The sequence below is a fragment of the Bradyrhizobium sp. MV1.5 genome, from assembly GCF_055807615.1.
Window position 1 is genome coordinate 156,278 of sequence record NZ_JBVVPL010000008.1, and the last position, 25,073, is coordinate 181,350.

A 25,073-nucleotide genomic window follows, 5' to 3' on the forward strand; every position below is an offset into this window, starting at 1 on the left:
CACGTCCCCGTGTGGCAGCTATAACTTTTTGTAATGTAAAGCATTTCTGAAGCGGCCTGCGTCATTGCGCCGCTTTCAGGGCCCCCTGAAGGAGAAGCAAATCCTCCGGCAGAGGCGTCTCCCAGTGAAGTAATTCTCCGTTCCTCGGGTGCTCCAATACCAGCAGGTAGGCGTGCAGGGCCTGCCGCCCCAGCGCGGCGAGGGCGGCCTGCGACTCAGGCGCCAGCTGGTTCGCCTTGGTCTTGAAATGCGGGCCGTAGACGGCGTCGCCCATCAGGGGGTGGCCGATATGGGCGAGGTGGACGCGGATCTGGTGGGTGCGCCCGGTCTCGAGCTCGCAGGCGAGCAGCGTCGCGATCGGCTTGCCGTCACGCCCGGCAAAACTCTCCAGCAGCTCCCAATGCGTCACCGCCTCGCGGCCGCCCTGGCGCACCGCCATCTTCTCGCGCGCATGCGGGTGGCGGTCGATCGGCGCGTCCACGGTGCCGCGGTGGCGGCCCGGCAGCCCCCATGCGAAGGCCATGTAGCCGCGCCGCATCGGCCCGGTGCGGCCGTGATCGGCGAATTGCGCGGTGAGCGAGGCATGCGCGAGGTCGTTCTTGGCGACCACCATCAACCCGGTGGTGTCCTTGTCCAGCCGGTGCACGATGCCGGGCCGGCGCACCCCGCCGATGCCCGACAGCGATGAGCCGCAATGGGCGATCAGCGCGTTCACCAGCGTGCCGGTCTCGTGGCCCGCCGCGGGATGCACCACCAGCCCCTTTGGCTTGTTGAGGACGACGATGTCGTCGTCCTCGAACACGATGTCGAGGGCGATATCCTCGCCTTTCGGCTCCGGCGGGGCCGCTTCCGGCACGTCGATTGTGATCGTATCGCCGGAGGCGACGTGATAAGCGGGGTCCCGGATCGCGGCGCCCCTGAGGCTCACCGCGCCCGCCAGAATCAGGGCTTTCAGCCTCGATCGCGACAGCTCGGCAAGATGCACAGCCAGCACGCGGTCGAGCCGGGTCGAGCCCTCGGAGCCCTCGACGACCACCTCCAACCTTTGCGCAGAGCCAGAATTTTCCATGACGACGTCTGATACCGCTGTTCCCGACCCGAGCCCCGAGCAGGCCGCGCTGTTCGCGCGGGTGCGGCGGATGATGCTGATCGCGGGGTTGACCACGGCGCTGGCAATCTGCGCCGTGCTGATCGCGGTGGGCTACCGCCTTTTCAAGTCCGAGGGAAGGGCGCCCGAGCCTGTCGGCGACGTCACCGCCACCCTGCCCAAGGGCGCCAAAATCGTCTCGAGCGGTGTGGCCGGCGACCGGCTCGTGATCACGCTCGATGTCGGCGGCGTCACCGAGATCCGCACCTTCGACGCCCATACCCTGCGGCCGGCCGGAAAGCTGAAATTCGCCAATGAGCCGTAACGCGGGGGGCTGGGGCGCGGCACTCGCCTCAGCCGTCGTCCTGGCGAACGCCAGGACCCATAACCACCGAACCCGGTTGCGTGAACGAGATCGTCGTTCCGATTTGCCTTGACCACGCTCATTCGGGGTAATGGGTCCTGGCATTCGCCAGGACGACGCCGATTGCGCGTCTGAAACCCCCCGATCCCCGCTTGCCGCCGGCAAAATTCGAGGCTATGTCCTCTCCCTCACGCTCCCTTCGTCTAGCGGTTAGGACGCGGCCCTCTCAAGGCTGAAACAGGGGTTCGATTCCCCTAGGGAGCGCCAGACACATCCTAAGCCATTGAAAAACTGCACACCCTAGGCGACCATGGGAGCCTGGAGAGAGACCACCCTGCTACACGCGTAGCCTGACGAGGTGGTCCGCAATGGCCCTCGCGGTTGTAACATGGCAATCCTGATCCCCAGTCTGGGCTTCGCGCGCTTCGACAGCCGTGGAGAGCTAAGACTCGCGGAACGCCTCAAGGACTTCCTCGAAGACAACGCCGTCGTCTGGCACGACCTCCCTGTCGGCCCTCGCAACCGGCATCCGGATTTTATCGTCGTTCATCCCGCGAATGGCCTGCTCGTACTCGAGGTGAAGGACTGGCGCCTGGAGACGATTGTTTCGGCGGACAAGACAAAGGTCGAGCTGCTGACAAGTCGCGGCGTTGTGCGGGAGAGCAATCCGCTCGAACAGGCTCGTAAATATACGTTCGAGGTCGTGCGCACGCTGGAGCGCGATGGACAATTGCTGTTTCCGGCGGGTCATCGCTTGATGGGCCGGTCCATTGTTCCGTTCGGCTTCGGGGCCGTTTTTACCAACATCACGCGCAAGCAGTTCGAGCAGACCAATCTGAAGGAGGTGCTGGCGGAGCATCTATGTCTGTTCAAGGACGAAATGACGGAGGGGACGCATCCCGAAGAATTCCGTCCAGAGTGTGGCACATGGTTCATCCGCGTCTCGGCGAGCCCCTATCCATGCCGCAGTTCGACAGGCTGCGTGCGCTGCTCTTTCCGGAAATACGCATACGCCAGATTGCGCTGCCTTTGGACGAGCCGACCGAGGGCGATCCTTCGGACCGGACGCTTGCGGTCATGGACATGCATCAGGAGCAGTTCGCCCGCAGCCTGGGAGAGGGGCATCGAATTATTCGCGGAGTCGCCGGATCGGGCAAGACTCTGATCCTCGCGTTTCGAGCCGAGTATCTGGCACGTGCGGCGGCAAAGCCGGTGCTCATCCTGTGTTACGCCAATGGCATCGCCGGGCGACTTGAGGATGCCATGCAGAGCAGAGGCGTGGAGAACCGCGTTCAGGTTCTCACCTTTCATTCATGGTGCTACCGCATGCTGCGGACTTATGGGATTTCCGCACCATCCGAGCGAGACCATCCGGACCACGCAGAGCGACTGGCTGCGAGCGTTGCAGAGGTGGTGAAGGCCGTGGATCAAGGCCATATCCCGGCGGAGCAGTACGACGCCGTCCTGATCGACGAGGCACACGACTTCGAGCCGCAATGGCTCGCGCTTGCGGCCAAGATGGTGAACCCGCGCACTAAGGCGTTGATGGTCGTCTACGACGACATCCAGGCCATCTACAAGGGACGTGAACGCCCGGTGTGGAGTCAGCTCGGGATCGAGGCCAAGGGCAGAACGACCGTGTTGAAAGTCAACTACCGCAACACTGCGCAAATCGTTGCCTTCGCGAGACGCTTCGCTGCAGACGTCATCGGCGCTCCCGGCATCACAGCCGACGATGAGCACGCCATCCTGCTGCCTGAAGATGCGGGCCGGCAAGGACTGGAGCCGGCGGTGCGGCGATGCGTGAGCGTGGACGCGGAAGCTCACTGCGTCGCCGAGTGGTTGCTCGACCGGAAAAAGGCCGGGTACGAGTGGTCGCAGATGGCGTGTCTCTACCCGGAGCACTGGATCGGCGGGCGGGTCGCGCAGATCCTCGCCAGGCATGACGTGCCGATCGATATCGCCAAGGACAATCGCAACAGAGTTTCGGTCAAGCGGGTGGCCGTGCGGTTCTTGAGCATGCACAGCGCAAAAGGGCTGGAATTTCCCTGCGTCGCCATTGCCGGCCTGGGCTTGCTCGGCCGCCACGGCGAGACCGTCGAGGAATGTGTCCGACTGACCTATGTAGGGGTGACCCGGGCGACCCACGAGGCACTCCTGACGTACTCGAGCGAGTCGGCGCTGGTGCAGCGTTTGATCGCGTAGACTGAGGAAGCGCTCTCTCAAGCCGTCGTGCCGTCGATCGAGCGGCGGATCACCCGCTGCACTTCCGCGTTCGAGAGGAACAGGTCGTGGTTGATAATGCCCCAGCCTTCCGCTGATGCATCGACCACGCGCACGCCGAGCCGCGCGATGACGGCTTTCTCGGCGGCGCCGACCCTGGTCATTCCACCTGCGATCTGTCCCGACAGCGCCAGAGCGCGATCGTTGGTCGCGGCAATCACGGTGATCTTGCCGGCCAGCGGGCCGATGCGCTGGATCGCCGACGTGAACACGTCCATGTCGATGTCGGGCGCGGCAAACACGACGGTGCCGATCTTGCTCGTGACCGTGTCGCCGTAGCGCGCATAGAGCTGGCGCAGGCTTTCGAGCGTCAGCATGGTTCCCATGCTGTGCGCAACGATGTGCACGCGGCCGCCGCCTGGCGCCGACACCAGCGCAGAGAGCACGCGTTCGAAATCGTCGCGCGACCACATCGCGCTGTCGCGGTCATAGGCATAGTCGAACAGTCCTGCCTTGGAAGGCCAGGAGAACGCCATGGTCCGGCCGCGGAATTTGATCCCGTCGGACAGATGGGCGGCATCAAGTACGGCGGTCTCGAATGTCTGCTTGAAGCCGTGCACGTAGATCAGCACGTCTCCTCCGCCAGCCTGCGCAGCGAGATCGCCCGCATCGGCCGACACCGGTTCGAGCCGGTCCAGGCGCCAATCTCCAAGTCCAACCGAGGCCAGAGAAATACGGCTCTCGTCCGGCACCACCAGCTTCGCCCGCGCGACCGTCATGCTGGTTGCGCGCTCCGGCCCGAACCAGGGTTTGGTGCGGCCGCCGTTCACGGGCTTGCGCGTAGTGACGACGAGCAATGTGGGGTCAACGGAGAGCGACGAGGCGTCAAAGCGCGCACCGGTCGCTCCCAGGCCGGCGCATCCGCCGAGCGCGAGGGCGCTCCCTGCCGACACAAATCCGCCGAGGAGCGCGCGGCGCGAAACAGAATGACCGGAGTCGCGTTGCAAGAGAGGTCGGCTGATCACATGGAACCTTTGGGAACTTTGCCCACCGTACGCCGCCCCGCTAGCTCCGTGAATGACAATGGGGGCGAGAAGACGGCGAAGGAGCGTCCTGGACGCACTCACACGGCATCCGCCGGCCCGAAGAATCGCCGAGCCTGAGTGCCGTCTCGCTCAGGCGTGAAGCTCCCTGAGGAAAAGCGAAACACCCAATCCCCTGTCAATCCCCTCCCACAAAAATATTCCACTTTACCGAAATTCGGAAATATCGCATGTGTTGCCCATCCCAGCCCACAAAGGGGCGGTCGTACGTCGTCACGAACGCGGGTTGGGAGTTGCGGTGGACGCGGGCGGTGTTAAAGGCGGGTGAGTAACGTGCAGGGCGAGATGAACCTCGTGAGCATGGCACGAACCGCATCGACGGACGGCGCTCAAACCTCGCGAAGCCTCTGGCGAAGCAGGCATGTCCTGCGAAGCCTTGGGCGAAGCAGGAAGCTCGCGTACGGCGAAACCGTGTGGTCCTGGCCGTCGTTGCTACGGTCAAGCCTTTGCGAAGGCGTCAGCGCGTCAACCGGCGCGGTGCCGTGCATTTCGCGGAGGTGACGGAGGCAAGCAGGAACTCGTCTCCGGGGAGAGCGCGGCATAGGCCGTCAAACCATCGCGCAGGGAAGGCCTGGTCTCGGCTGCCCTGTGGCTCCCCTGTGCATTGCGTGTGCAATCAGTTCGCATGGGGGTTTTTATGGGTGCCAGCCGGCGCCCGGTCTTCCCTGCGCCCTTTCCTTTCGGAGGGGTGAAGCGAGAAGCATAACTCGGGCAAACCTGCCGCGAGACTGCGAGCGCGTGTCCGCGACCCGCATGTGAATTGACCTCTCTTTCGAGCCTTCCTTGCGAGCCTTGCTTGCGAGCATGATGCGTCGGCATCGGTGGAGGTGGTCGTCCCTCGCGGAATCTGCCTTGATGCGAATTCAGCGTGAGGGAGTGACGATATGAGCGGCTTGGTGATCTCTGGCGGCAGGGTGGTGGATCCCGCCAGCGGAATGGACGCGGTTGGTGATGTGGCGGTGGTGGACGGCAAGGTCGCCGCAGTCGGCGCCTCGCTCGGCGGCGCCGAGCGGGTGATCGACGCCACCGGGCTCGTGGTTGCGCCCGGCTTCATCGACCTTCATGCGCACGGCCAATCGCTCCCCGCCGATCGCATGCAGGCCTTCGACGGCGTCACGACGACGCTCGATCTCGAAGCCGGCGTGCTGCCGGTCGGGTCCTGGTATGAGCGCCAGGCGCGGAAGGGACGCGTGCTGAACTACGGCGCGGCCACCAACTGGGCTTTCGCGCGTATTGGCGCGATGACGGGCTCCAATGCGGAGAGCTCGCTGGAGGCGTTCGGCAACGCCATGCGCGATCGCCGCTGGATGGACAACGTGGCGAGCGATGCGGAGGTCGCCGGCATTCTGGAGCGCCTTTCGCGCGGGCTGAACGAGGGCGGCATCGGCATCGGCATCTTGAACGCCTATGCGCCGGGCGCCGGGGTGCAGGAGCTGACCGCGGTCTGCCAGCTCGCGGCCGCGCAGGACGTGCCGACCTTCACCCATGTCGCCTACATGTCGCGGGTCGACCCCGAGAGCGCGGCGGAGGCCTATATCCGCCTGATCGGCTATGCCGGCGCCACCGGCGCGCACATGCACATCTGCCATTTCAACTCGTCGAGCAAGACCGACGTCGGGCGCTGCCGCGTGCTGATCGCGAAGGCGCAGGCGCAGGGCCTGCCGATCACGGTCGAGGCCTATCCCTACGGCACCGGCTCGACCGTGCTGGCGGCGGCCTTCTTCAGCGACCCGGAATTCGTCGAGCGCAACGGCACCGGTTACGATTCCGTGCAGCGGGTGACCGACGGCCATCGCTTCAGCGATCGCGAGGAGCTCTTGAAGGCGCAGGCGGAAGAGCCGTCCTCGCTGGTGCTGTGGCACATCCTCGACACCGAGAACAATGCGCATCATCGCGACCTCCTCGACATGTCGGTGCTCTATCCCGGCGGCGCGATCGCCTCCGACGCGATGCCGTGGACGACGTCGGACGGCAAGACCTACACCGGCGATGCCTGGCCGCTGCCGGATGACGCCACCTCGCATCCGCGCTCGGCGGGCTGCTTCACGAAGTTCATCCGCGAATGGGTGCGCGAGCGCAAGACCGTGTCGCTGCTCGAAGGCGTGCGCAAATGCGCGCTGATCCCGGCGGAGATCCTGTCGCAGAGCACGCCCGCGATGCGCGCCAAGGGCAGGCTCGCGAAGGATGCCGATGCCGACATCGTCGTGTTCGACTACGAGAAGCTCTCGGACCGCGCGACCTTCACTGCGATGAACCGCCCCTCCGAAGGCGTGCGGCATCTCGTGGTCAGCGGCCAACCGCTGATCACAGATGGTGTGCTGGACGTGGCGGCGCGGCCTGGCCGTCCCGTGCGCCGCCCCGTCGTTGGGGGCTGAGACATGCCGGTCCCCATTCTCCTGGTGACGGGCTTTCTGGGGGCCGGCAAGACCACTGTCGTCAACCATCTGCTGGCGCATGCGGAGGGGCGGCGGATCGCCGCTGTGGTCAACGATTTCGGCGCGATCAACATCGATGCCGAGCTGATCGCGGGCGTGATCGACGGCGTGGTCAGCCTCGCCAACGGCTGCATCTGCTGCTCGCTCGAAGGCGACCTCTTGCGCACGCTTGCGACGCTGCTGCGGCGAAATCCCAAGCCGGAGTACATCGTCATCGAGACCAGCGGCGTCGCCGATCCCGCCGAGATCGTCCGTAACCTGATGGATCCCGTGATCCTGCGCGAGGCGCCGCTGGAAACCGTGCTCTGCGTGATGGACGCGGCGACACCGCCGGCTGCCCTGGACGATGCGCTGCACCGTTCGCAATTGCGCGTCGCCGACATCGTGGCTCTGAGCAAGCTGGATCTGGCGGACGAGGGCGCGGGCTCCCGGATGCGCGAGGCCATCCGCGCGCAGCGCGTTCCTGCCGTGGTGGTCGATGCGCAGCACGGCGAGATTCCGTCCGCGCTGCTGTTTCCCGCAACCGTCGATCGCGCCCCCGCGCTACGCGAGCCCGGACCTAAACGGCCGGCGGAGCAACGCTTCGAAACGCTGAGCTGGACCTCCGACCACCCGCTCTCGCTGCCGCGCCTGCAGCAGGCGATCGGACGGCTTGCGCCAAAACTCGCGCGGGCAAAAGGCCTGTTCGAGACCGTCGAGCAGCCCGGGCGCCGGATGGCGTTTCAATTCGCCGCCGGCCGCGCCACGCTGGCCCCCGCAGATGGCGATGCGCGGCCGCCGGGCCTGCCGCGTGCGCGGATCGTCTTCATCGCCGAGCTCGGGGTGCTCTCGAAGGCCGAGCTCGATGGGATCATGGAGACGTGCGTTGTGGATCGGTGAAGCTGCTGCCTCAAGCGAATTGCGCGAGGCCGTGGCCGACGGACCAGTTCTCCGCGGGCGCGTCGAGCACGTTCACGAACACGTCCTCGGGGCGGATGCCCGGGTTTTCGCCGAGCAGGTCGGCGATCCGCCGGTACAGGGCCTTCTTCTGCTCAGGGGTGCGCGAGGCGAACACGGTGATCTGGATCAGCACGGCGTCGTCGCTGCGCTCGACGCCATAGGCGTTGCCGCAGCGGAAGTTCGCAGGCGAGAGCTCGCTGATGGTCATGAACTCGTCGCCGTCAGGGACGTTCAGCGCTTCGCGCATGGCACGGTAGAGGCCGTCGAGGATGGCCCTCCGGTACGCTTCCGGCTTTCCGGCGCGCATCGAGATGTGGAGGAGAGGCATCGCGAATTCCTCATTGACGAGAGGGCGCATCGGCACCAGTTTGTTCTTGACGCAGCGTCAAGAAACCACATTTTTGACGGCGTGTCAAATATTCCCGGCAGGAGCAAACCTTGAGGCCGCGCGAGTTCGACCACGACGACGTCCTGCGGATCGCGTTCGACCAGTTCTGGCGCAAGGGCGTGCGCGGCACCTCGCTGTCCGACATCGCGCGGGATGCCGGTGTCCAGCGCGGCAGCCTCTACAATGCTTTCGGCAGCAAGGAGGCGCTGTTCCTCCAGGCCTATGAGCGCTACGCGGGCGACTATCTTCTTGCGCTGCAAAAAGCGCTCGCTGCGGGCAGCTTGCGAAAACGCCTCACCGCGTTCTTCGATCTGACCATCACAAACTTCCGCTCCGGCACACCGCCGCGCGGATGTCCGACGACGCGCGGCTTGATGGAGCTCGGCGCGGCCGAAGGCGAGGGGCTGGACGAGGAGGCGCGGCAAGCCTTCGCGAACCTCATCTCGCGCATTACCGTTCTGGTTCAGGAGACGTTGTCGGCGGGTGCGGCGCGCGGTGAATTCAACGGCAGCCCCGCGTCCGCAGCGCTGCACATCATCACGGTGACGCGCGGGCTCGCGGTGCTCGAACGTGCCTTCGGCGACGAGCCCCAGCTGCGCATGATCGCCGCCCACACCATCGATCTCGTGCTCGGCAAGAAGGGCGGCTAGGTGTCAGCAGACCGCGAGCGCGTTGACCGCCCGCGTCGTCACGGTCTCGTTCTCGTTGCCGACGAACTGGCAGACGGCGGATTCGAGCTCACCCGCCTGGCTGCCGCGCGCCACCGCCAGCAGCCGCATCAATTCCGCCTCGTCCTTCGACAGGCGCCGGCACGACGGCGGCATGAAGCACAATTGGCAGGGCCGGCCGCTGCGCAGGATTCTGACCAGCGCGGCAACGCGTGCGACCAGCAGCGGGCTGTCGGCGATGCCAGGCGCCTCGTCGGCAAAGCGATAGGCCGCCTCCCAGCAATCGGACGCGCCGGTCGCATAGGCGGCAGCGATGAACCGGAACAGCGAGAGCGTGACGCGGCCAAAATCATCGTAGCTCTCGACGTTAGGCCGCGTCGCAAGCGCGGCCTGAAGCGGACAGAGCCGCGCCTGGCCGGCTTCCGTGACAGACACAGAGCCGCAATTATCCTGCATCATGCGCGATCCCGGTCAGTGCAACGTCGGGCTTCCGACCAGCCAGCTCTTTATCGCCATCGTTCGGTCATGGTCGAAAGACGGAACGTGTCGGTCGGGCAGGATGAGACCGGCCATGCGGAAGATCGTTGCAAGCCCCCGCACAGGTGCGAGGGCCCAATCGGCGCCGACCGGTGGCAGCCAGCATTCGAACTGTTCGCGCGCGATATCGTCGCGCTCTTTCTGCGCGGCGGCGATCGCCCGCAACATGCCGTGCTCGCTGTCGGACATGCGCGGGCAGGTCGGGCAGTGCACCGCGATGGCCGTATGCGCCGTGCAAGCAAAGATCTCGATGATGGATTCCAGCGACGGCACGGCATCGCCCACGCGAAACTGTTCGTACACTTGCTGGATGTCGGCCGCGGTCGGAACTGCGCTTCCGCTGCGTGCCTTGGCCCGAAATCCCCAAATGAAGAGCCGCTCCGCCGCGCTCAGCGACGGAAGGTCGAGGGATCCTGTCGATGTCGATTGATGCATTGAGCCTCCGGCCTCTGGCTGCGCCGATGCCCCGGCCGGCGCTGATGATCTGCGTCGATCGTTCGGTGAGAGCCCCCTGCAAGTCAACGCCCGGAGGGGCGATGTCGAGGTCTTCTAGTTTTGAAGAGTTCGCATCTCGGATGCAGCCGGCGTCGTGAACCTGCGAGGCCGTGCGCGGCACGCCGGTAGGATCCTACGGAGGTCTGCGGAGTTTTTGGGGGAACCCGAATGCTTAAAGCTTTGCTAAGGGGCGCGGGATAAACTGGCATATCAGCCCTTCCAATTCTTGCGAGCTCCAATGTTTTTCTCCCGCATCAGTTTCAAGCTGGTCCTGATTGTCGGCATCAGCCTCCTCGGCATGATCGCGCTGGCGCCGATCGCGCTTTCGACCCTGCGCACGCAGATGATCGCGGACCGTGAGGCAAAGACGCAGCACATGGTCGACGTCGGCTACGGCATCCTGGCGCACTACCAGAAGCTCGAGAGCGAGGGAAAACTCCCGCGCGAGCAGGCCCAGGCCGGCGCGATCGCGGAGATCAAGAGCCTGCGTTACGACAAGGTCGAGTATTTCTGGCTGAACGACATGACCCCCAAGATGGTCATGCACCCGATCAAGCCCGAGCTCGATGGCAAGGATCTCGCCGGGATGAAGGATCCGTCCGGCAACGCGCTGTTCGTCGGCTTCGTCGACGTCGTCAAGAAGCAGGGCGCGGGCTTCTACAGCTACCTCTGGCCGAAGCCCGGCTTCGACCAGCCGGTCGGGAAAATCTCCTATGTGAAGGGCTTTGCGCCCTGGGGCTGGATCATCGGCACCGGTATCTATCTCGACGACGTCGATGCCGTTTTCCGCCAGAATGCGATGACCTTCGCCCTGGTGTGCCTGGTCGTGTTCGTGCTCGTGCTCGGCGCTTCCTTCGTGATCGGCCGCAGCGTGACCCGGCCGCTGGCGAAGATCACCGCGCTCACCGAGCGCCTCGCCTCCGGCGACAGCGCGTTCGACGTGCCCCATACCGACCGTCGCGACGAGATCGGCGGGCTCGCCAAGGCGCTCGCCGTGTTCAAGGACAATGCTGTGGAGGTCGGCCGGATGCACGCCGAACAGCAGGAGACGAAGCAGAAGGCCGACGAGGAGAAGCGCAAGACGATGACCGATCTCGCCGGCAAGTTCGAGGCGAACGTTCAAGCCGTCGTCCGCGACGTCTTCAACGAGGCGCGCGCGATGCAGCAGGCCGCGCAGGGTATGTCCGCGACCGCCGACAAGGCGACCGACCGTGCGAGCTTCGTCGCCACCGCCTGCCAGCAGGCTTCGAGCAACGTGCAGACGGTGGCCTCCGCCGCCGCGCAGCTGTCGTCCTCGATCACCGAGATCAGCCAGCGCGTCGCGCAGGCTGCAAGCGTGGCCGACAAGGCCGCCGCCGACGGTCAACGCACCAACGACACCGTGCAGGGACTTGCCGCCGCCGCGCACAAGATCGGCGAGGTCATCGACCTCATCAACCAGATCGCCTCGCAGACCAATCTGCTCGCGCTCAACGCCACCATCGAGGCGGCGCGCGCCGGCGAGGCCGGCAAGGGCTTTGCGGTGGTGGCAAGCGAAGTGAAGTCGCTGGCAAGCCAGACCGCGAAGGCGACCGACGAGATCGGCGCGCAGATCACCGCGATCCAGGCCGAGACCAACCAGGTGGTCGGCAACATCGACAGCATTCGCAAGACCATCATGGAGGTCAACGAGATCTCCTCGTCGATCGCCGCAGCCGTCGAGGAGCAGGGCGCCGCGACCGCGGCCATCGCCCACAGCGTGAGGGAGGCCGCCTCCGGCACCGACCAGGTTTCGCAGAACATCTCGGGTGTCACTGATGCCACGGCTGAGACCGGCCAGGCTGCCGGCCTCGTGCTGCAATCGAGCGGCCGGCTGTCGCAGAAGCTGCAATCGTTGGAAAACGAAGTCAGTGCTTTCGTTGCCGGGGTGCGGGCCGCCTAGTATAGCAGGGGGATGGGCCAAACTTCCGATCGGCGCGCGCGCATTCTCCTGATCAATCCGAACAGTTCCGTGGCGACCACAGCGATGATGGTCGCCATCGCGAAGTCGGCCGCCGTCGACGGCTTCGACATCGACGGCGCGACCGCAACGCGCGCGCCGCAAATGATCGTGACGCCGGATGCGCTGGATGCAGCTTCCACCGAAGTCTTGGAGATCACGGAGTCGAACCGGCATGCATGCAACGGTATCATCGTCGCGGCGTTCGGCGATCCCGGATTGACCGGGATAAAGGCCGCGCTAAAACTGCCCGCGGTCGGCATCGGCGAGTCCTCGATGTTGGCAGCCGCCGAGAACGGCCGCCGCTTCGGCGTGGCGACCACGACGCCGCTGCTGGAGGCGAAGATCAACGCCTTGCCTGACGCACTGGGGCTGCGATCGTATTACACCGGCGTCCGCTTCGCGGAGGGCGATCCGCAGGAGCTGATGCGCGATCCGGCGCGGCTGCGCGCCGCACTCGCCGGCGCGGTCGAGGCCTGCATCGCGCAGGATGGCGCGGAGGCGGTCATCATCGGTGGCGGGCCGCTGGGCGACGTCGCGCGCGAGCTTCAGCCGATGTTCACCGTGCCGGTGATCGCGCCGATCCCGTCTGCCGTGGCGCGGATTATTCGCCTCCTCACGGCGCGCGCGCCCGACTGAAATTCCGGCCCGCGGGAACGGTCGTCGCCACTAGCGTTCTTGCCCTTGACGGCCTCGGTTAAAGTGACGAAGCAGAACCATCGGACCTGCCGATCCGCGCTTGGGCACGCGGGCATGGAGACGCTGCATGTCGTTCAAGAAGCTCCTGATCGCCAATCGCGGCGAGATCGCCATCCGCATCGCGCGTGCGGCGGCGGACGCGGGGATCGCGACGGTCGCGATCCATCCCGCGGACGATGCGCTGTCGCTGCATGTGCGGGTTGCCGACGAGGCGCTCGAAATTGCCGGCCGCGGCGCGCGGGCCTATCTCGACATCGAGGCCGTGGTGAAGGCGGCGAAGAGCGCAGGCTGCGACGCCATGCATCCCGGCTACGGCTTCCTCAGCGAGAACGCTGCGTTTGCGAAGGCCTGCGCCGATGCAGGCATCGCCTTTGTCGGGCCGAAGCCGGCGGCGCTCGAACTGTTCGGCGACAAGGTGGCGGCACGTCAGCTGGCAAAGCGCTGCGGCGTGCCGATCATCGCCGGCACCAGCGGGCCGTCCTCGCTGGAGGACATCACGGCGTTCTTCACCTCGCTCGGCAGCAACGCGGCGATCGTGATCAAGGCGATGGCCGGCGGCGGCGGCCGCGGCATGCGCTTGGTCGAGCGCGCTGCCGATCTCGCGGAGGCCTACACGCGCTGCCAGTCCGAGGCTAAGGCCGCGTTCGGCTTCCACGGCGTCTATGCCGAACGGCTGATCCGGCGGGCGCGCCATATCGAGGTGCAGATCATCGGCGACCGCCATGGCGCGATCTCTCATCTTTGGGAACGCGAATGCACGATTCAGCGCCGGCACCAGAAGCTGGTCGAGGTGGCGCCGAGCCCGTCGCTCAGCGACGGCTTGCGTGGCCGGATCATCGAAGCGGCGAAGCAACTCGCCGCGGCCGCGTCTTACGACAATCTCGGCACGTTCGAGTTCCTGGTTGACGGCACTGCCGACGACAGTTTTGCCTTCATCGAGGCCAACCCGCGGCTGCAGGTCGAGCACACCGTGACGGAAGAGGTGCTCGGCCTCGATCTCGTCCGCGCCCAACTCGCGGTCGCTGGCGGTGCCTCGCTTGCCTCGCTCGGCCTGGCGCAAGCTTCGATCCCGAAACCGCGCGGCTACGCCATGCAGTTGCGCGTCAACATGGAGACGCTGGACGAGCTGGGGGCGACGCACCCGACCGGCGGCGTACTTGCCGTGTTCGAGCCGCCGTCAGGTCCCGGCGTCCGCGTCGACAGTTTTGGGTATGCCGGCTACAAGACCAGCGCCGCCTTCGACTCGCTGCTGGCAAAGGTCATCGTGCATACGCCCGGTGAAGCCTGGCACGAGGTCGTTGCCAAGGCTTCGCGTGCCTTGCGCGAGTTTCGGATCGACGGCGTCATCACCAACATCGCCTTCCTCCAGGCCGTGCTGGCGCATCCCGACTTCAGGGCCAACCGCATCGCGACAGACTTCATCGATCGCAATATCGCGAAGCTCGTGGAGGCCGCTGATGGCGCTGCAAAGCCGCTGTATTTTGCCGCGAGCGAGCGAAGCGGTGGCCAAGACACCGACGCACACGTCGCGCAGGTAGTTCCTGAAGGCGCCGTGATGGTCGCAGCACCCTTGCAGGGAACCATCGTCACCATCCAGGTGAAGGAAGGCGAGGTCGTGCGCCCGGGCCAGCAGCTCGCCGTGATCGAGTCCATGAAAATGGAGCATCTCGTCATGGCCGAGCAGGGCGGCCGCGTCATGAAGCTCGTGGCCGGCGACGGCGTCACGCTGATGCATGGCGAGCCGATCATGTATCTGGAGCCGCTCGATGTCGCGGCTGACGCGTCGGCAACGGAAACCGACATCGATCTCGACCACATCCGTCCCGATCTCGCCGAACTGATTGCGCGCCAGGCCAACACGCTCGATGAAAATCGCCCTGCCTCGGTCGAGCGCCGTCGCAACACCAACCAGCGCACCGCGCGCGAAAATGTCGCGCAGCTCGTCGACGACGGCTCGTTCATGGAGTATGGCAGCCTTGCGATCGCGGCGCAGCGGCGCCGGCGCAAGCTCGACGATCTCGTCAAGAACACGCCGGCCGACGGCCTCGTCATGGGCGTCGCGACCGTCAACGCCGGGAAGTTCGGTCCCGAAGGCGGGCGCTGCATCGTCGTGGCCTATGACTACACCGTGCTCGCGGGCACGCAGGGCCACATGAATCACAAGAAGATCGACCGCATGCTGACGCTCGCGGAAGACTGGCGCGTGCCGCTGGTGTTCTATGCCGAAGGCGGCGGCGGCCGGCCCGGCGATACCGACCGGCTCGGCATGACCGGGCTCGATGGTCCGTCCTTCGTGCAGTTCGCGAGGCTCTCGGGTCTGGTGCCGGTCATCGGCGTGGTCTCCGGCTATTGCTTCGCCGGCAATGCCGCGATGCTCGGCTGCTGCGATGTCATCATCGCGACCAAAAACGCCTCGATCGGCATGGGTGGCCCCGCGATGATCGAGGGCGGCGGGCTCGGCGTCTATCATCCGGCCGAGGTCGGTCCTGTTACGTTCCAGTCGCCGAACGGTGTCATCGATATCCTCGTCGAGGACGAGGAGGAGGCGACGCGTGTTGCGCAAAAATATCTGTCCTATTTCCAGGGCGCGGTGACGGAGTGGCAGGCCGCCGACCAGCGCCTGCTGCGCCGCGCGATCCCCGAGAACCGCCTGCGGGTCTATGACATCCGCAGCGTGATCGATCTCGTCGCGGACAAGGAGTCCGTGCTGGAGCTGCGCCGCGACTACGGTGTCGGCATGATCACCGCGCTGATCCGCATCGAGGGCAAACCGTTCGGCCTGATCGCCAACAATCCACGCCATCTCGGCGGTGCGATCGACGCCGATGCCGGCGACAAGGCCGCGCGCTTCCTCCAGCTCTGCGACGCCTTCGATCTGCCGATCGTCTCGTTGTGCGACACGCCCGGCTTCATGGTCGGCCCGGAAGCCGAGAAGACCGCGATCGTGCGCCACGTCTCGCGGATGTTCGTGACAGGCGCGAGCCTGACAGTGCCGCTGTTCGGCATCGTCCTGCGCAAGGGCTATGGGCTCGGGGCGCAGTCGATGATCGGCGGCGGCTTCCACGCCTCGTTCTTCACCGCGGCCTGGCCGACCGGCGAGTTCGGCGGCATGGGTCTGGAGGGTTACGTCCGGCTCGGCTTCCGCAAGGAAATGGAGGCGATCGCCGACCCCGTCGAGCGCGAGACTTATTATCGCAACAAGGTCGCCGAGCTCTATGCCAACGGCAAGGCGGTCTCGATCGCCTCCGTGTTCGAGATCGACAACGTCATCGATCCCGCCGAGACGCGGCGGTGGATCATGGCAGGCCTGCGCTCGGTGCCGAAGCCGCCGGCGCGGACCGGGAAGAAGCGGCCGTGCATCGATACGTGGTGAGGGCGCTGCAGCAATTCTGATTGCGCTTCGCCGCGTTTCCGGTTCCCGATTGACATCCCCGCCTGCGGTGCCAGACTTTGCACAATAATACAGGGTGGAGACGTCCGCGATGGCCAGCCTTTCGGCCTCGAACCATGTCGCCCGCGTCTTGTCCGTCGCCAATCACGTGGCCGACGTCGATGCCTCTTCGCGCATTGCCAATTCCTGGCGGCGCTGCCTGGTCAGCCACAAGCTCGATCCCGCCCGTCAGGGGCCGCCGCAGACGCTGACCGAAGTCGAGATTCGTCGCGTCGCCGAACCCATGGAGGAGACGATCCGGCTCGTAACACCGGAGCTCGACGACCTCGCCCGTGTGCTGCGCGATGCCGGCTATTGCGTCAATCTGGCAGACGTGAACGCAACCATGCTGTTCAGCCGTCTGCCCGGCGAGGCCGACGCACGACTATTCATGGACTGGAAGATCTACACCGGCTCCAATTTTTCCGAGGCCTTCGAAGGCACCAACGGGCTCGGCACCGCACTCGCCGAGCAGAAGCCGATCCTGGTGCATCGCGACGAGCATTTTCGCGCGCAGTGGCACATGTTCTCCTGCGCCGTGACGCCGCTGTTCGACCAGGCCGGACGGCTCGCAGGCGCCGTCAACATCACCTCCTGCCGCGAGGACCTCGAACGCACCGCGCATCAGCTTGCGCTGGCGGTGACGATGGAGGCGACGCGGCGCATGGAGGGGGCGATCTTCCGCGGTCATTTCCGCAACGCCTGGATCGCGACCGTCCCGGGCGACGGCGGCAGCGGCCTGCTCGCCTATGACGACGATCGCCGCATTGTCGGCGCCTGCCGTTCGGCGCGCGCACTGCTGGGTCTCACGGATGGCTTGATCGCAGCCGGCATCGATCTGTTGCGCTACGTCAAATTCGACCATCCCGCCGCGCGCGACGCAGACGATCTCGTCGAGCTGCGCCGGGCCGATGGCACTCCGTTGGGGCATGGCCATGTCGCGCCGCCGCTGCGACCACGGCCGTCCACGCAGCGTCGTGACGCTCCTGTGGACCGGTTCGACGCGCTGCACCGGCTCGCCGGTCGCGATCCCGGACTGATCAAGAGTGTAAAGCGGCTCAGAAGCATCGGCGATCACAATCTGCCGGTGCTGCTACATGGTGAGACCGGCGTCGGCAAGGATGTGTTCGCTCGTGCCATTCACGCAGCCGGCAATCGCGCACGCCACAACTATGTCGCGCTGAACTGCGCGGCGATGCCGGAAAGCCTGATCGATGCCGAGCTGTTCGGCTACGAGGCCGGCGCCTTCACCGGCGCACGCCGCGACGGCTCGAAGGGCCTGATCGTGCAGGCCGACGGCGGCACGCTGTTCCTCGATGAGATCGGCGACATGCCGATCGCGCTGCAGACGCGACTGCTGCGTGTGCTGGAGAACCGCGAAGTGTGGCCGCTCGGCGCGCTGAAGCCGGTGCCGGTCGACATTCGCCTGATCAGCGCTACCCATCGCGATCTCGGCCGCATGGCCGAGGAGGGCGCCTTCCGCACCGACCTCTATTTCCGTCTGCGCGGCATGGAGGTGCGGCTGCCGGCTCTGCGCGAGCGCGCGGACCGCGACGACGTCATCCGCCAGATCGCCCGCGAGGAAGCGCCGAACTGCTCCCTCTCGGACGAGGCCTGGGCGCAGCTCGCGGCCTATCCCTATCCCGGCAACATGCGCCAGCTCCGCCATGTGCTGCGGCTCGCCGGCTGCACGGCGGAGGACGGCGTCATCACCGACGCCGACCTCGATCTGCCGCCGTTTGGTGGAAGGGCGGCGGAGCCGGATCTGGCAGCGGCCGAACGCGCCACGATCGTAGAGGCGCTACGCAAGCATGGCGGCCATGTGACCGAAGCGGCGCGCGCGCTGAAGCTGAGCCGTGCCACGCTGTATCGGAAGATCAAGCAGTTGAAGATCGAGACGGCGCAGTAGCCCTCAGCTGCGTGCGGCGCCACCTTCTCCCGCAAGGGGAGAAGGGAACGGTAGCGAACTCGCCGCCGCTGCCTTACGAAAAATCACTCCAGCTCAGATGCCGGGAATCGAGATCTCCGACTGTGACTGTCCCACGGATTTCGCGCGGTGCGTGGAAGCTGCTGCGCAGATATACCAGCGGCGCAGTCCCGTCGGAATACGACACGCCGCGCACCTCGCCGACGAAGATCGAATGCGTCGACGTCTCGAATTCCTGGGCCAGCACGCAGTCGAACGCGGCGACCGCATCGCTCAGCACCGGCGCGCCGGTCACCCCGCGCGTCCACTCCCCGAACGCAAAACGGTCGTCGCCATTGATGCCCTTCTGGCCACTGAAGGTCAGCGCCAGCGCCGCATGGTCCTCGTGCAGGAAGTTGATCGCGAACGCGCCTTCCTCGCGGATACGCGCGTGCGCACTGGCGTTGCGGTTGACGCAGACGATCAGGGATGGCGGATTGTCCGACAGCGAGCAGGCCGAGGTCACCGTCAGCCCCGTGCGCTTGCCGTGCTCGGCCCCCACCGTCACCAGCGCGACCGCGCCGGCGCACTGGCGCATCGCCTGCTTGAAATTCTTAGCGTCCACGCTCACGCGATGGTCTCCAGTAAGAACGGATGCGGCACGATCGCGCCGCATCCGCATCGGGTCAAGCCGCCTTCTTCGCGGAGCCGAGATGCTTCAGGCGCGGCATCACCTCGTTCCTCAGCAGCGACAGCGAGTGATGCCAGGCTTCAGCCTTGTGCTTGTAGTCGAAGCCGAACACCAGCAGCACGCCGAAGCCGCCGACTTCCTCGTAGATCTTCTCGATTTTCTCGGCGACGGTCGCGGGCGAGCCGACGATCCAGTTCCGCTTGGCGCAATATTCGACGGTGACGTCGCTATCGGGCACGTCGGGCGCGTGCTTCAGATAGTCCTTGAAGCCGAAATGCCCGAGCAGCGGCAGGAAGTACTCGCCCATCATCCGCCCCATCATGTCGCCGGTCGAGAGCTTCCACGCCTCCTCGTCGGTATCGGCGACGAACACCTCGCGCACCAGCCGCCAATCCGCGCGATCCGGCTTGCGCCCGGTCTTGGCGGCACCTGCTACGACCGAATCCCAATGACTGCCGACATAGGCCGGGTTCAGGTTGAGGCTCATCGGGATGAAGCCGCGCTCACCGGCGAGCTTCAGCGTGTCCGAGTTCTTCGACAGACCGGCGACGCCGATCGGCGGATGCGGCGTCTGCAACGGCTTGATGTGCGGCTTGAGGAAGTCGAACATCGTGTCCGGCTTGGTCACCGTCCAGAATTTACCCTTGTAGGTCCAGGGCGCGGGATCGCTCCACATCTTCAGAATGATCTCGAGCGCCTCGCGCGTCATGTCGCGGTTCTGTCCGCTCATGCCGTCGACGTTGAACATCGCCCAGTCGCTCGGCAGGCCGCTGGCTGCGACGCCGAAATTGAGTCGCCCCCCGGAGAGATGATCGAGCATGGCGACGCGGTTGGCGAGTTCGGCCGGGTGGTGATAGGGCAGCAGGAAGCCGCCCGGTCCGATGCGAATATTCTTGGTCTGCATCAGGGCCTGTGCAATCAGCAGATCCGGCGTGGGATTGGGTTCCCACGGAGCGGTATGGTGCTCGCCGACCCAGGCCTCCTGATAGCCGAGCTCGTCGAGCCAGCGCATGACCTGCAGGTCCCAGTCGTTCCCTTCCTTCAGGCCGCACTCCGGCGGGTGCGAAGGCATCGTGAAATAGCCGATCTCCATGGGTTTCCTCTCCACAATTGACGCGTCTTGTTGCGCGGTTCACGGATGTGAGCAGGGTTGCTTGAGCAAGCGGTGTGCCACCGCTCCGCAAGCGGTGTGCCAGCACTACAGCGTCTCAGACCCGCGAGAAAACGCTGGTTTGCGGCGGCAATAGCCGATATCCCGGGGCGAATTTGCCTGATGTCGTCTCATTGTCGCGAGACGGCGTCTTGCCGGTGAGACGAGGACGAGAACCGAGATGACCGAACCCGCTTACGTCGCGGTGGACTGGGGCACCAGCAGCTTCCGGCTCTGGTTGATCGATCGTACCGGCGTGGTGCTGGCCGAACGCCGCAGCGATGAGGGCATGCTGGCGGCGGCAAAGACCGGTTTCGCGGTCGTGCTGCAATCGCATCTTGCCGCCGTCGAAGCACCAGCTCAACTGCCGGTTCTGGTCTGCGGCATGGCCGGCGCCAAGACGGGCTGGGTCGAGGCCGGCTATGTCGACACGCCGGCACCACTCTCCGCCGTTCTGAAGCAGGCCGCGCGCGTGCCGGGCGAAGCACGCGACATCCGCATCCTGCCGGGTATCGCGCAGCGCGATCCAAGAGCGCCGGACGTGATGCGCGGCGAGGAGACGCAATTGCTCGGCGCGCTCGGGCTCGATGCCGCCGGCGAAGCGCTGGTCTGCATGCCCGGCACGCATTCGAAATGGGTGCGCCTGAAGGACGGCACCGTCGCGCGTTTCTCCACCTTCATGACCGGCGAGCTCTTCAGCGTCGTCTCGCGCGAGACGATTTTGTCGCTTGCGGTTGCCGGGGCCGATGACGCCGAGGATGTCGCGAGCTTCCAGGCAGCGGTGAAGTCTGCGTATGAAGCGCCGGCCTTTGCAGCCAACCTTCTGTTCACCGCGCGGTCGCGGCAGTTGCTGTTCGGCGGCACGCCAGCTGCCGCGCGCGAAACGCTGTCGGGCACCTTGATCGGCATCGAGCTGGCCGCGGGGCTGTCTGGCGCCGTGCCGAAATCAGGCATTACCTTGATTGCCTCGGGGCGGCTCGCGACGTTGTACCGGCTGGCTTTCGGCGCGCTGTCGGTCACTGTGAACCCGGTCGATGCCGATGAAGCCGTCCGCCGCGGTCTGTCGATGGCGGCTGCTGCGATCTGGATGAAATGAGAGGACTGTCGAGATGAGCGTTCCCTTTCCGGCGATGAAGCGGCCACTGGTCGCGATCCTGCGCGGCGTGAAGCCCGAGGAGACGCAGGCCATCGTCGGCGTGCTGATCGAAGCCGGCATGACTGCGATCGAGATCCCGCTGAACTCGCAGGACCCGTTCCGCTCCATCGCAACGGCCGTGAAACAGGCGCCGGCGGGCGTGCTGATCGGCGCCGGCACGGTGCTGACCACCGCAGATGTCGATCGGCTCAATGATGTCGGCGGCAAGCTGATGGTCTCGCCGAATGTGGATACACAGGTGCTTACGCGTGCACATCAGTACGCCATGGTGACGTTGCCGGGCGTATTCTCGCCGACCGAGGCGCTGCATGCCGCGCGCTCCGGCGCCTCGGGCCTGAAATTCTTTCCGGCCAGCGTGCTCGGTGCATCCGGCATCGCCGCGATTCGCGCCGTGCTGCCGGCCGGCGTGATGATCGCCGCCGTCGGCGGCGTCTCCGATCAGAATTTTGCGGAGTACATCAAGGGTGGCGTCACGGCGTTCGGGCTCGGCTCCAGCCTCTACAAGCCCGGCATGTCGGCGGCTGATGTCGCCGCGCGCGCAAAGTTGACGATCGCGGCCTACGATCGGGCGATTGCGAAAGACTGACCCCGCAATAAACCAGCCGTGATGCGGTCACGGTCGCGCGTTATCCTATCTTGCCGAAGAAGCGAGATCAGGAGACCGACATGGCGATCAACAACGTGGCCGATCTGTTCGTGGCAACGCTCGAACAGGCCGGCGTCAAGCGCATCTACGGCATCGTCGGCGACAGCCTGAATGCGCTGACCGAAGCGCTGCGGCGGCGCGGCACGATCGAGTGGATCCATGTCCGGCACGAGGAGGTTGCGGCCTTCGCCGCGGCCGGGGAAGCGGAGATGACGGGGAGCCTTGCGGTGTGCGCGGGCTCGTGTGGTCCCGGCAATCTGCATCTCATCAACGGCCTGTTCGACGCACATCGCAGCCGCGTTCCGGTGCTGGCGATCGCCGCGCAAATCCCGACCGCCGAGATCGGCAGCGGCTATTTCCAGGAGACCCATCCGCAAAACCTGTTCCGCGAGTGCAGCCATTATTGCGAGCTGGTCTCCGATCCGAGCCAGCTGCCTTACGTGCTGGAAAACGCCATCCGCGCGGCGGTGGGCATGCGCGGCGTTGCCGTCGTCGCCATGCCCGGCGACGTCGCCTTCCGTAGCCCACCCAAGCGCGCGCTGTCGACGGCGCGTGGCCTTGCGCTGTCGGCGCCGAAGGTCGTGCCGCAGGCCGATGAGCTGAAGGCGCTCGCGGACCTCTTGAATGGCGCCGAGCGCATCACCTTGTTCTGCGGTCGCGGCTGCGCCGGCGCGCATGCGCCGTTGATGCAGCTTGCGGAAGCTTTGAAGAGCCCGATCGTGCATGCGCTGGGCGGCAAGGAGCATGTCGAATACGACAATCCCTACGATGTCGGCATGACCGGCTTCATCGGCTTCTCCTCGGGCTATGCGGCCATGCACGCTTGCGACGCGCTGGTGATGCTCGGGACCGATTTTCCCTACAAGCAGTTCTTCCCGACCGATGCAAAGATCGCGCAGATCGACATCCGTCCGGAAAATCTCGGGCGCCGCTGCAAGCTCGATCTCGGCCTGGTCGGCGACGTCAAGCTCACCCTCGAGGCGCTGCTGCCGCTGCTGAAATCCAAGACGCAGCGCAAGCACCTCGACGATGCGATCGCGCATTACAAGAAGGCGCGCGAGGGCCTCAACTCGCTCGCCAAGGGCACGCCGGGCAGCAAACCGATCCATCCGCAATACCTGGCAAAGGTCATCAGCGACCATGCGAGCGATGATGCGGTGTTCACCGCCGATGTCGGCACGCCGACGGTGTGGGCCGCGCGCTATCTCGAGATGAACGGCCGCCGCCGGCTGATCGGCTCGTTCGTGCACGGCTCGATGGCCAACGCCATGCCGCAGGCGATCGGCGCGCAGGCCGCGCAGCCCGGCCGCCAGGTGATCTCGCTCTCGGGCGACGGCGGCTTCACGATGCTGATGGGCGATCTGATCACGCTGATGCAGATGAAGCTACCGGTGAAGGTGGTCATCTTCAACAACGGTGTGCTCGGCTTCGTCGCACTGGAGATGAAGGCGGCCGGCTTCGTCGACACCAATGTCGATCTGGAGAATCCGGACTTCGCGGCGATGGCGCGCGCCATGGGCATCTTTGCGCGGCGCGTCGAGGATCCCGGCGAACTCTCGGGGGCGGTGAAGGAGATGCTGGCCCACAGCGGGCCGGCGCTGCTCGACGTCGTCACCGCGAAGCAGGAGCTGTCGATGCCGCCGACCATCACGCCCGAGCAGATCAAAGGCTTCAGCCTCTGGGTCTTGCGCGCGGTGATGAATGGCCGCGGCGACGAGGTCGTCGATCTCGCCAAGACCAATTTGCTGCCGCGCTAGCCGCGCTTGACCGACGGCACGGGCAGCCGCTCATGGCGGCGCTGGAAGCGTTGCCAGTGCAGCACGATGCCGATCAGCAGTGCCGGCACGAAGCCGAGCGCGATCAGGAAATGCGGCAGCTGCGCCGGTGAGATGAACGCAATGCCGATGTCGGAGATCAGCCAGAGCGCTGCGAACATCACCGCGAAATCCAGGCGCGGGCAGCGCAGATAGTAGAACACGGCGGTGATGACGATGGCGGGTCCGATGGCAATGCCAATCATCACCGCGGTCAGCTCCTTCGGCGTCAGCGCGTCGAGCACCATCGCTGCCAGCAGCCAGAGCGCGGCGAACATGGCGATGATGTCGAGCGGATGCCGCAACCCAATACCTCTCGCGGGAACGCGCTATCGTTGTGGCCCAGACCTTGGCCGTCAAGGGAAAATGCGCCTATTCCTCGTCGTTTCCGGGCGTCGGCCGCAGCATGAAATGGCCGAAGGCGGTGGCGATCGGCTTGTTCGCATCGTCCTGCCAGGCCCGCGCCTCGAAGGCGACAATGCGCCGGCCCTGCTTCACGATCGAAACGTTGGCGAACGTGTCGAGCGCGCGGCCCGAGCGCAGATAGTTGACGGTGAGTCCGATCGGCTTGGGCAGTGCGGCGACGCCGAGCTCGCGCGCCACTCCGAAGATCGCGGCGGTCTCGAGGAAGGCGCCGGTCATGCCGCCATGAATCGCGGGCAGGATCGGGTTGCCGATGATCTTGGGCGAGAACGGCATCGTCAGTGTGTCGTCGTCGTTGACACGAATGCCGAGGCAACGCGCGAACGGACTGTTGGCGAACGGGCCTTCCGGATCGTCCGGCGCCTCCAGCGTCGGGATGTCGAGCGAGTCCATCCTGCGATCCGCGAGCATGTTGGTGCGGTTGGCGCCGATCATGAAGCAGGCGGTCGCGGTCGCGACCGGATCGTCCTCGGACTCCTGATAGGCAGTCGAGCGCACGAAGGCGATCGAACGCGTGGTGCGATAGCAGACCGAATGCGCCTTGATGTCGAGGCCGGGCGTTGCCGGCTTCTGATAGTCGATGCGCAGATCGAGCGTCGCGATGGCGCTCGTGCCGTCGAGCGCGAGCTGCACTGCCATGCCGCAGCTCTCGTCCAGCATCGCGGTGACGACCCCGCCATGCAGGACGCCGGTCTCGGTGTCGCCGACGAAGACAGGCCGGTAGGGCAGGCTGGACCAGGCCTCGCGAGGTGCGAAGCGATCGAGCTGGAGCCCGCTGATACGGCCGTAATCGGAGCGGCGGCCCTGGATCGCCTCGGCGAGGTCCTCGAACGAAAGTGTGGTCGGTGAGCTGGACATGAGGACGTTCTAGACCAGTGGCGGGCGCGGCGCAAAACCCCGGATGCGTGTCCGGCGGCAGGCGCCGGGGGCGGTTTGGCCTC

At 65.8% G+C, this 25,073-nt stretch carries 22 protein-coding genes and 1 tRNA gene; 14 read left to right on the forward strand and 9 right to left on the reverse strand.

What is annotated here, in order from left to right; translation table 11 throughout:
- Nucleotides 1-61: 61 nt before the first annotated feature.
- Nucleotides 62-1,069, reverse strand: coding sequence for an RluA family pseudouridine synthase (locus AC0L2J_RS10845; protein ID WP_473389276.1), 1,008 nt, complete (start codon nucleotides 1,067-1,069; stop codon nucleotides 62-64).
- Between AC0L2J_RS10845 and AC0L2J_RS10850 the strand changes: the two genes are divergently transcribed.
- The 4 genes from AC0L2J_RS10850 to AC0L2J_RS10865 all read left to right on the forward strand — a co-directional run bounded on the left by AC0L2J_RS10850 (nucleotide 1,068) and on the right by AC0L2J_RS10865 (nucleotide 3,656).
- A complete protein-coding gene (locus tag AC0L2J_RS10850) occupies nucleotides 1,068-1,412 on the forward strand; it encodes a hypothetical protein (protein ID WP_007614622.1) in 345 nt (114 codons plus the stop codon). The two genes, AC0L2J_RS10845 and AC0L2J_RS10850, sit on opposite strands and share 2 nt — an antisense overlap.
- A 231-nt stretch (nucleotides 1,413-1,643) precedes the next feature.
- Nucleotides 1,644-1,718, forward strand: a tRNA-Glu gene (locus AC0L2J_RS10855).
- Between the two features lie 121 nt (nucleotides 1,719-1,839).
- Complete coding sequence (locus tag AC0L2J_RS10860; RefSeq protein WP_473389282.1) at nucleotides 1,840-2,616, forward strand: nuclease-related domain-containing protein; 777 nt, start codon at nucleotides 1,840-1,842, stop codon at nucleotides 2,614-2,616.
- Nucleotides 2,529-3,656 (forward strand): DEAD/DEAH box helicase, encoded by a 1,128-nt coding sequence (locus AC0L2J_RS10865; protein WP_473389286.1) that lies wholly within the window; start codon nucleotides 2,529-2,531, stop codon nucleotides 3,654-3,656. The genes AC0L2J_RS10860 and AC0L2J_RS10865 overlap by 88 nt, the downstream gene beginning before the upstream one ends.
- A gap of 17 nt (nucleotides 3,657-3,673) precedes the next feature.
- On the opposite strand, the gene AC0L2J_RS10870 is transcribed toward AC0L2J_RS10865, so the two are convergent.
- Nucleotides 3,674-4,699: an alpha/beta hydrolase gene (locus AC0L2J_RS10870; protein WP_473389291.1), complete on the reverse strand. Its 1,026-nt coding sequence runs from the start codon at nucleotides 4,697-4,699 to the stop codon at nucleotides 3,674-3,676.
- A 962-nt stretch (nucleotides 4,700-5,661) separates the two neighbouring features.
- Between AC0L2J_RS10870 and AC0L2J_RS10875 the strand changes: the two genes are divergently transcribed.
- Both AC0L2J_RS10875 and AC0L2J_RS10880 read left to right on the forward strand, forming a co-directional pair.
- Nucleotides 5,662-7,152 carry an amidohydrolase family protein gene (locus AC0L2J_RS10875; RefSeq protein ID WP_473389296.1) on the forward strand — a complete coding sequence of 497 codons (1,491 nt, stop codon included), beginning with the start codon at nucleotides 5,662-5,664 and terminating at the stop codon, nucleotides 7,150-7,152.
- Between the two features lie 3 nt (nucleotides 7,153-7,155).
- Entirely contained in the window at nucleotides 7,156-8,091 is a 936-nt protein-coding gene (locus AC0L2J_RS10880; RefSeq protein ID WP_473389300.1) for a CobW family GTP-binding protein, read from the forward strand.
- 10 nt (nucleotides 8,092-8,101) lie between these two features.
- Here AC0L2J_RS10880 and AC0L2J_RS10885 read toward each other — a convergent pair whose 3' ends face one another.
- Nucleotides 8,102-8,479 (reverse strand): tautomerase family protein, encoded by a 378-nt coding sequence (locus AC0L2J_RS10885; protein WP_473389305.1) that lies wholly within the window; start codon nucleotides 8,477-8,479, stop codon nucleotides 8,102-8,104.
- A 110-nt stretch (nucleotides 8,480-8,589) separates the two neighbouring features.
- Here AC0L2J_RS10885 and AC0L2J_RS10890 point away from each other — a divergent pair, with 110 nt between their 5' ends.
- Nucleotides 8,590-9,189, forward strand: coding sequence for a TetR/AcrR family transcriptional regulator (locus AC0L2J_RS10890; protein WP_473389309.1), 600 nt, complete (start codon nucleotides 8,590-8,592; stop codon nucleotides 9,187-9,189).
- Nucleotides 9,190-9,192: 3 nt separating this feature from the next.
- Here the strand turns inward: AC0L2J_RS10890 and AC0L2J_RS10895 are convergent, their stop codons facing one another.
- Both AC0L2J_RS10895 and AC0L2J_RS10900 read right to left on the reverse strand, forming a co-directional pair.
- The gene (locus AC0L2J_RS10895; protein WP_473389313.1) at nucleotides 9,193-9,666 is read right to left on the reverse strand and encodes a hypothetical protein; all 474 of its coding nucleotides are present in this window, start codon (nucleotides 9,664-9,666) and stop codon (nucleotides 9,193-9,195) included.
- A gap of 12 nt (nucleotides 9,667-9,678) precedes the next feature.
- Complete coding sequence (locus AC0L2J_RS10900; RefSeq protein ID WP_473389318.1) at nucleotides 9,679-10,179, reverse strand: hypothetical protein; 501 nt, start codon at nucleotides 10,177-10,179, stop codon at nucleotides 9,679-9,681.
- A gap of 298 nt (nucleotides 10,180-10,477) precedes the next feature.
- Here AC0L2J_RS10900 and AC0L2J_RS10905 point away from each other — a divergent pair, with 298 nt between their 5' ends.
- The 4 genes from AC0L2J_RS10905 (at nucleotide 10,478) to AC0L2J_RS10920 (ending at nucleotide 18,255) form a co-directional block, all read left to right on the forward strand.
- Entirely contained in the window at nucleotides 10,478-12,160 is a 1,683-nt protein-coding gene (locus tag AC0L2J_RS10905) for a methyl-accepting chemotaxis protein (RefSeq protein ID WP_473389322.1), read from the forward strand.
- Between the two features lie 12 nt (nucleotides 12,161-12,172).
- Nucleotides 12,173-12,856, forward strand: coding sequence for an aspartate/glutamate racemase family protein (locus AC0L2J_RS10910; RefSeq protein WP_473389327.1), 684 nt, complete (start codon nucleotides 12,173-12,175; stop codon nucleotides 12,854-12,856).
- Nucleotides 12,857-12,983: 127 nt separating this feature from the next.
- A complete protein-coding gene (locus tag AC0L2J_RS10915; protein WP_473389331.1) occupies nucleotides 12,984-16,289 on the forward strand; it encodes a carboxyl transferase domain-containing protein in 3,306 nt (1,101 codons plus the stop codon).
- Nucleotides 16,290-16,398: 109 nt separating this feature from the next.
- Nucleotides 16,399-18,255 carry a sigma-54-dependent Fis family transcriptional regulator gene (locus AC0L2J_RS10920; protein WP_473389335.1) on the forward strand — a complete coding sequence of 619 codons (1,857 nt, stop codon included), beginning with the start codon at nucleotides 16,399-16,401 and terminating at the stop codon, nucleotides 18,253-18,255.
- 73 nt (nucleotides 18,256-18,328) lie between these two features.
- On the opposite strand, the gene AC0L2J_RS10925 is transcribed toward AC0L2J_RS10920, so the two are convergent.
- Together AC0L2J_RS10925 and AC0L2J_RS10930 are read right to left on the reverse strand one after the other, a co-directional pair.
- A complete protein-coding gene (locus AC0L2J_RS10925) occupies nucleotides 18,329-18,883 on the reverse strand; it encodes a flavin reductase family protein (RefSeq protein WP_473247112.1) in 555 nt (184 codons plus the stop codon).
- 55 nt (nucleotides 18,884-18,938) lie between these two features.
- Nucleotides 18,939-20,036 (reverse strand): LLM class flavin-dependent oxidoreductase, encoded by a 1,098-nt coding sequence (locus AC0L2J_RS10930; RefSeq protein WP_473247111.1) that lies wholly within the window; start codon nucleotides 20,034-20,036, stop codon nucleotides 18,939-18,941.
- A gap of 238 nt (nucleotides 20,037-20,274) precedes the next feature.
- Between AC0L2J_RS10930 and AC0L2J_RS10935 the strand changes: the two genes are divergently transcribed.
- The 3 genes from AC0L2J_RS10935 (at nucleotide 20,275) to poxB (ending at nucleotide 23,652) form a co-directional block, all read left to right on the forward strand.
- A complete protein-coding gene (locus AC0L2J_RS10935) occupies nucleotides 20,275-21,189 on the forward strand; it encodes a 2-dehydro-3-deoxygalactonokinase (RefSeq protein ID WP_473389339.1) in 915 nt (304 codons plus the stop codon).
- Between the two features lie 13 nt (nucleotides 21,190-21,202).
- Nucleotides 21,203-21,835, forward strand: coding sequence for a 2-dehydro-3-deoxy-6-phosphogalactonate aldolase (locus tag AC0L2J_RS10940; RefSeq protein WP_473389343.1), 633 nt, complete (start codon nucleotides 21,203-21,205; stop codon nucleotides 21,833-21,835).
- Between the two features lie 80 nt (nucleotides 21,836-21,915).
- Nucleotides 21,916-23,652, forward strand: coding sequence for a ubiquinone-dependent pyruvate dehydrogenase (gene poxB / locus AC0L2J_RS10945; RefSeq protein ID WP_473389346.1), 1,737 nt, complete (start codon nucleotides 21,916-21,918; stop codon nucleotides 23,650-23,652).
- Here the strand turns inward: poxB and AC0L2J_RS10950 are convergent.
- Together AC0L2J_RS10950 and AC0L2J_RS10955 are read right to left on the reverse strand one after the other, a co-directional pair.
- Complete coding sequence (locus tag AC0L2J_RS10950) at nucleotides 23,649-24,014, reverse strand: hypothetical protein (protein ID WP_007614586.1); 366 nt, start codon at nucleotides 24,012-24,014, stop codon at nucleotides 23,649-23,651. The two genes, poxB and AC0L2J_RS10950, sit on opposite strands and share 4 nt — an antisense overlap.
- Before the next feature lie 67 nt (nucleotides 24,015-24,081).
- Entirely contained in the window at nucleotides 24,082-24,990 is a 909-nt protein-coding gene (locus AC0L2J_RS10955) for a PaaI family thioesterase (protein ID WP_063993841.1), read from the reverse strand.
- Nucleotides 24,991-25,073: the final 83 nt, after the last annotated feature.

Bases quoted from the DNA above. Each gene is read 5' to 3' on its own strand.
- AC0L2J_RS10850 (WP_007614622.1), top strand. From the start codon at position 1,068: ATGACGACGTCTGATACCGCTGTTCCCGACCCGAGCCCCGAGCAGGCC.
- AC0L2J_RS10845 (WP_473389276.1), bottom strand. From the start codon at position 1,069: ATGGAAAATTCTGGCTCTGCGCAAAGGTTGGAGGTGGTCGTCGAGGGC.
- AC0L2J_RS10860 (WP_473389282.1), top strand. From the start codon at position 1,840: ATGGCAATCCTGATCCCCAGTCTGGGCTTCGCGCGCTTCGACAGCCGT.
- AC0L2J_RS10865 (WP_473389286.1), top strand. From the start codon at position 2,529: ATGGACATGCATCAGGAGCAGTTCGCCCGCAGCCTGGGAGAGGGGCAT.
- AC0L2J_RS10875 (WP_473389296.1), top strand. From the start codon at position 5,662: ATGAGCGGCTTGGTGATCTCTGGCGGCAGGGTGGTGGATCCCGCCAGC.
- AC0L2J_RS10880 (WP_473389300.1), top strand. From the start codon at position 7,156: ATGCCGGTCCCCATTCTCCTGGTGACGGGCTTTCTGGGGGCCGGCAAG.
- AC0L2J_RS10885 (WP_473389305.1), bottom strand. From the start codon at position 8,479: ATGCCTCTCCTCCACATCTCGATGCGCGCCGGAAAGCCGGAAGCGTAC.
- AC0L2J_RS10895 (WP_473389313.1), bottom strand. From the start codon at position 9,666: ATGATGCAGGATAATTGCGGCTCTGTGTCTGTCACGGAAGCCGGCCAG.
- AC0L2J_RS10900 (WP_473389318.1), bottom strand. From the start codon at position 10,179: ATGCATCAATCGACATCGACAGGATCCCTCGACCTTCCGTCGCTGAGC.
- AC0L2J_RS10905 (WP_473389322.1), top strand. From the start codon at position 10,478: ATGTTTTTCTCCCGCATCAGTTTCAAGCTGGTCCTGATTGTCGGCATC.
- AC0L2J_RS10910 (WP_473389327.1), top strand. From the start codon at position 12,173: ATGGGCCAAACTTCCGATCGGCGCGCGCGCATTCTCCTGATCAATCCG.
- AC0L2J_RS10915 (WP_473389331.1), top strand. From the start codon at position 12,984: ATGTCGTTCAAGAAGCTCCTGATCGCCAATCGCGGCGAGATCGCCATC.
- AC0L2J_RS10920 (WP_473389335.1), top strand. From the start codon at position 16,399: ATGGCCAGCCTTTCGGCCTCGAACCATGTCGCCCGCGTCTTGTCCGTC.
- AC0L2J_RS10930 (WP_473247111.1), bottom strand. From the start codon at position 20,036: ATGGAGATCGGCTATTTCACGATGCCTTCGCACCCGCCGGAGTGCGGC.
- AC0L2J_RS10935 (WP_473389339.1), top strand. From the start codon at position 20,275: ATGACCGAACCCGCTTACGTCGCGGTGGACTGGGGCACCAGCAGCTTC.
- AC0L2J_RS10940 (WP_473389343.1), top strand. From the start codon at position 21,203: ATGAGCGTTCCCTTTCCGGCGATGAAGCGGCCACTGGTCGCGATCCTG.
- poxB (WP_473389346.1), top strand. From the start codon at position 21,916: ATGGCGATCAACAACGTGGCCGATCTGTTCGTGGCAACGCTCGAACAG.
- AC0L2J_RS10955 (WP_063993841.1), bottom strand. From the start codon at position 24,990: ATGTCCAGCTCACCGACCACACTTTCGTTCGAGGACCTCGCCGAGGCG.